This is a genomic window from Formosa sp. F44, assembly GCF_056238645.1.
Genome location: NZ_JBWDLJ010000013.1, coordinates 1 through 4,458, shown reverse-complemented (window position 1 = coordinate 4,458; position 4,458 = coordinate 1). Strand labels below are relative to the sequence as shown.

At 30.0% G+C, this 4,458-nt stretch carries 4 protein-coding genes; all 4 read right to left on the bottom strand.

The window, feature by feature from the left end; translation table 11 throughout:
- Nucleotides 1–228: 228 nt before the first annotated feature.
- The 4 genes from AC0UBM_RS18230 to AC0UBM_RS18215 all read right to left on the bottom strand — a co-directional run bounded on the left by AC0UBM_RS18230 (nucleotide 229) and on the right by AC0UBM_RS18215 (nucleotide 4,329).
- Nucleotides 229–1,299 (bottom strand): DUF5677 domain-containing protein, encoded by a 1,071-nt coding sequence (locus AC0UBM_RS18230; RefSeq protein ID WP_475689617.1) that lies wholly within the window; start codon nucleotides 1,297–1,299, stop codon nucleotides 229–231.
- Nucleotides 1,300–2,321: 1,022 nt separating this feature from the next.
- Nucleotides 2,322–3,014, bottom strand: a complete 693-nt coding sequence (locus tag AC0UBM_RS18225) for a hypothetical protein (RefSeq protein ID WP_475689616.1) — start codon at nucleotides 3,012–3,014, stop codon at nucleotides 2,322–2,324.
- 394 nt (nucleotides 3,015–3,408) lie between these two features.
- Complete coding sequence (locus tag AC0UBM_RS18220; RefSeq protein WP_475689615.1) at nucleotides 3,409–3,597, bottom strand: PLD nuclease N-terminal domain-containing protein; 189 nt, start codon at nucleotides 3,595–3,597, stop codon at nucleotides 3,409–3,411.
- A 150-nt stretch (nucleotides 3,598–3,747) separates the two neighbouring features.
- Nucleotides 3,748–4,329, bottom strand: a complete 582-nt coding sequence (locus AC0UBM_RS18215; RefSeq protein WP_475689614.1) for a hypothetical protein — start codon at nucleotides 4,327–4,329, stop codon at nucleotides 3,748–3,750.
- Nucleotides 4,330–4,458: the final 129 nt, after the last annotated feature.

Here is a 4,458-nt window from a genome sequence, read left to right as displayed (position 1 = left end):
ATCCGCTGTAATTTTTTATTCCTAATTTGAGTAAAGTTTCAGTGTTTTCTTGTCAAAAAGCGATTTTTATAAACTCTAATTTTTGGATTCAGAGTGCGTTCCGTCAATGAATGGCAACGGTCTCGTATAACCGTCAGTTACGGGTTAATATGCGTTAATTTTCGGTTTGGCACGGACTTTAGCAATTCCGAGTGGATTCGGACGTAGTCGAATCCGCCGTAATTGCGGTTATACATTGTTGTGCGTAGTATTTCTAAATTCATCTTCTTCGGATTCTATTTTTTTCTGTATTCTAATGAACTCTTCACTTAACTCATCTAACATATTCATTCCGATTTTTATATATAATGAATCTTCCAAATAAGTCTCGAATTCTGAAAGTGTTAAAGTGGTCTGAAAAAGAGAAAACGCTGTATTTTGTCCTGGGTCTGCAAAACCATAATTACTCGGTCCCGCTAACATTACTTCATTACTGTCGTATTGTCCAAGTGTGTATATAAAACCTTTTGCTCCAGAATGAACAGAGTTGTTTGCCATTTTATAGAATGAACGCATATATTTAAATTCAATTGTTTCTTCTATGCCAGCAAAATTCCATTTTCGTTTAGGAAGAGCATCTCCAACCCAGCCATACAATTTTCCAAAATCATTTCCATATTTCTCTTTTTGGGTTTCGACTAATTTTTTCGATTCTTCTATTTCCTCTTCTAAAAGTGGCTCATATCCAAGTCGTTCACAATTTTTTTGATATTCTAATGTTTCATAATGATTTTCTACGAAATAGTAATCCAAATATCTTTGACAAAGTTCCTCTGTTCCTTTTTCTAAAAAATTGGTGAGAACTGATATTTCATATAGACTTCTCCATCTAGCCATTGCTCCATCTGCGAAACCACCTTTAATTAATTCCAGTATTTCACAAGCTATTTGACACGACCTTGCGTGTAACCTTAAAAGAGTTTCAAACTTAATATCGTTTGGGTTTTCTTGTCTATAGGAATCAGACACGATAACGCCATATTCCAAATTGAAAGAGATGAAGACTTCTAATTGGTCAATGGCAGATTTCCAAGTCTTATTTAGTCTTTTCTTGAATTTCAAAATATCCTTTCTATTTTGCTTGAGGATTTTTTTTGATTCTCTTTTGACTTGTTTTTCAAACATTGTAATTATCGAAGGCATAGACTCTTCAATAACTTCAGATAATTTTTTAATATTTTCATCAGTATACTCGAAATCTGGTCTAGCTTTTTCTAATGATTTTTGGAAAAGTTTTTCAAGCCAATCTCTTTCTTGCATTCTGATAGTTTTGAGTGGTCATATTACGCACAACGTTTATGTATAAGAATAGTTGCGGGTTTGTATGCGAGGATTTTCCGAAGGAAAATCAGACGTAACAAAAGCGCACGAACTCTTGATTAAGCACTAAACTAAGCATTATTTTTATACGGTGTTGTGTTTAGTTTTTTATATTTCGCTTATTAATTTGTCAAATAATTCAAAATGATGTTTTTCAGTTCTCATTTCAATTTTCAATTTATCATTCTTATGTTCAATCTTATATATTTCTCCAGATTGGAAAAGTGGTTTTAATATTTCTGTCAGTTTGAAAATCAGTTTTGGTTTCTCATTTTTCATTTCAAGCATATACTTTTTAGAAAAATCGAGTTCAGACAATGATACACTTACCATTTTTTTTAAAAAGTCAGTTCGTGTTTTTTTTCGTATTGTAAATTCCGAATTATGAGTTCCTTTTCTTTCAGTTTCCCATTCCGCCAAAACAAGTAAACTTTGATATTTTGATGAAAGCAATAAATTTCCAGTTGAAGTAAAGGTTGATTTTTTATAAGTCAAATTCCAATTTGTAGGATTTGATATTTTACCGAAAATCAGATATGACCAAGCATTGTAATTTCCTTTTACTTTTCCATTTTTATTTGCAACAAAACNTAAATTTCCAGTTGAAGTAAAGGTTGATTTTTTATAAGTCAAATTCCAATTTGTAGGATTTGATATTTTACCGAAAATCAGATATGACCAAGCATTGTAATTTCCTTTTACTTTTCCATTTTTATTTGCAACAAAACTTTCAAAATCAGAGCAAAATACCTCATTCGATTTAAAAAAAGGTGAGGATAATTCGTCTGGTGAGGCATTAGATTTTATTCTCATTGAATTCTGCTGTCAAATTAAACACAACGGTTACGTATATGAAATGTTGCGTGTTTGTGTGCGAGGATTTTCCGAAGGAAAATCAGATGCAGGCAAACAAAGCAACTCACATTGGTTAAGCACAAAATAGCAATTTTTTATATACAATGTTATAAACAGGTTTTTAATTCAGTTATTTTTGCATTTCCAAAATCGGCTTCTTGAAGTTGCTCAAGTTGCATTTTACATTTGTCAAGTGAAATTATTTGATAAATATTTTGGTCCGAAGTTTGGTCAAGTGTAAATATTAAAAAATAGTTCTGTTCAATTTCTTTTACATACCAAAAGCCTTCATCATTCCAAGTTTTATTAATAAAAGCATTTCTCTTTTTCTTTTTTTCAAACATATCATCACGAAAAAAGAATTTATCGCTGAAAGTAAAGTCGATTCCTCCATTTATTTTTCCGAAAATATTTTTGGTCAGAAAATCATTAATTTGACTTTTATTGACTGAAAGTTTGTGATTCAAATTCAAAGGTCTAAATACGTGCATCATATTTTGTCCAAAGTCAATTTCAATTGAGTCTTTTCGGTAAACTTTAAAGCCAACATTTAGAGTGTCCGTTTTCATAAATAACTTTGATTGTTTAAAATCAATGCTTACTAATACAGTACTATCTGAATTTATAGTTCCAATGGTTTGATTGTCAAAGTCAATTAACACTCCTTCGTTCTTAGAAGTGTACCCTGAATTTGTGTCAATAACATAATTATTATAAGACATCCATATTCCGTTAACTTCTTGAGCTTCGCAAGATGTTAATCCAATAACTATAAATATTAATTGTAGTACTTTTTTCAACTTGTTTATAACGTTTATGTATAAGGAAAGTTGCGTGTTTGTGTGCGAGGATTTTCCGAAGGAAAATCAGAAGCTAGCAAACGAGCAACTAACATTGGTTTAGCTAAAACTAGCAATTTTTTTTATACGGTGTTGGCTTTTAGTGCTTTTGTCCGTTTTATAATTCGTTCAACTATTCTTTTTTCGGTTTAATTATTTTTCCACAAACTTGCTCAATTCCGTTTTGTTTTTCAATTCCGTAAACTTGCTCAAATTCAGATTATTTATTGTTCGACAGAGTGAAAGTCAAACATTTTTTTGCGTTCAGTTCTTATTTTTCACATTTTTGTCAAATTCCGCACTGTAATTTTAGTCAGCGTTTGAGTTAGAAATTCAGCGTGATTTTTACTTTATTTCATTTTTTTCTACCAATTAAAAAATAGGTAATTGTACCAAATATGTTAAATAATAAAACCATAATTATCCAGAAAATTTTGTTGTTTCTATTTAATTTACTTTTTCTGATATCAATTATCGATATTGTTAGTGTTATTAAAGCTAAAATTAATGTTGTTAATAAGACTTTTGTTATAAATGGATTCATATTTTTTTATTCTCAATTTTGTTTTATGCATTAAAGCCAACGTTTATGTATAAGATTAGTTGCGGTTTTGTGTGCGAGGATTTTCCGAAGGAAAATCAGACGTAACAAAAGTGCAACTACCTTTGTTTAAGCCTAAAATAGCAATTAATTTTATACTGTGTTGGGTACAGTTATTTTTATCGGTTTAATATTTTCATAAGGTTCTTTTTCGTTCGCAAATTGTAAATTGTCAAAAGCGATTGCAGATTTGCCTTTTTCTATTTCGGTATTAATTAAATTTTCCAAAAACTCAATTCCCATTGCATCTACTCCGTAATAATCCAAAAGAATAGAATCATTTTTATCAAAATGCGCTTTTATAATTAGAGCTTTTTTGTTTTTAAAACTTAAATATTCAAATTTCTCATTTAATGTAATTCCGATTTCTTCTGCTATTCTTTTTGCGCTCAGTTTGTCAATCCGCATTTTATTAATCAGATATTTATTTACAGTCAAAGGACTTAAAAATTTCGCAACAGTATTTTGTCGGTAGTTTTTTGCCCAAGGAAAATCAGTTTTTTGATTTTGGAACTTTTTTATTAATTCGATAGTCAAGTCAAAACCTAAAGGCAAGTTTTCAAGATTAAAATTCGGAATATAAATTCGGATTAGATTTCCGCTTTTTAATTCAAATTCAGGCACAGAAATTCCGTTTATCTCAAACTCTTTGTTATGGAAAATGCTGTTCGTCATAATTGTACCCAACGGCTCCGTATATGAAAAGTAGCGCTGATAATAAGCTATTACTTTTCGGATTAAACACAAGCCGAATTTTTAAATTTTACTATTTATTTTTTTATTGGAAATCGTCAAATTTAAAAA

Excerpts from the sequence above, each read along its gene's own strand:
- AC0UBM_RS18230 (WP_475689617.1), bottom strand. The coding sequence starts at position 1,299 with ATGCAAGAAAGAGATTGGCTTGAAAAACTTTTCCAAAAATCATTAGAA.
- AC0UBM_RS18220 (WP_475689615.1), bottom strand. The coding sequence starts at position 3,597 with ATGAATCCATTTATAACAAAAGTCTTATTAACAACATTAATTTTAGCT.
- AC0UBM_RS18215 (WP_475689614.1), bottom strand. The coding sequence starts at position 4,329 with ATGACGAACAGCATTTTCCATAACAAAGAGTTTGAGATAAACGGAATT.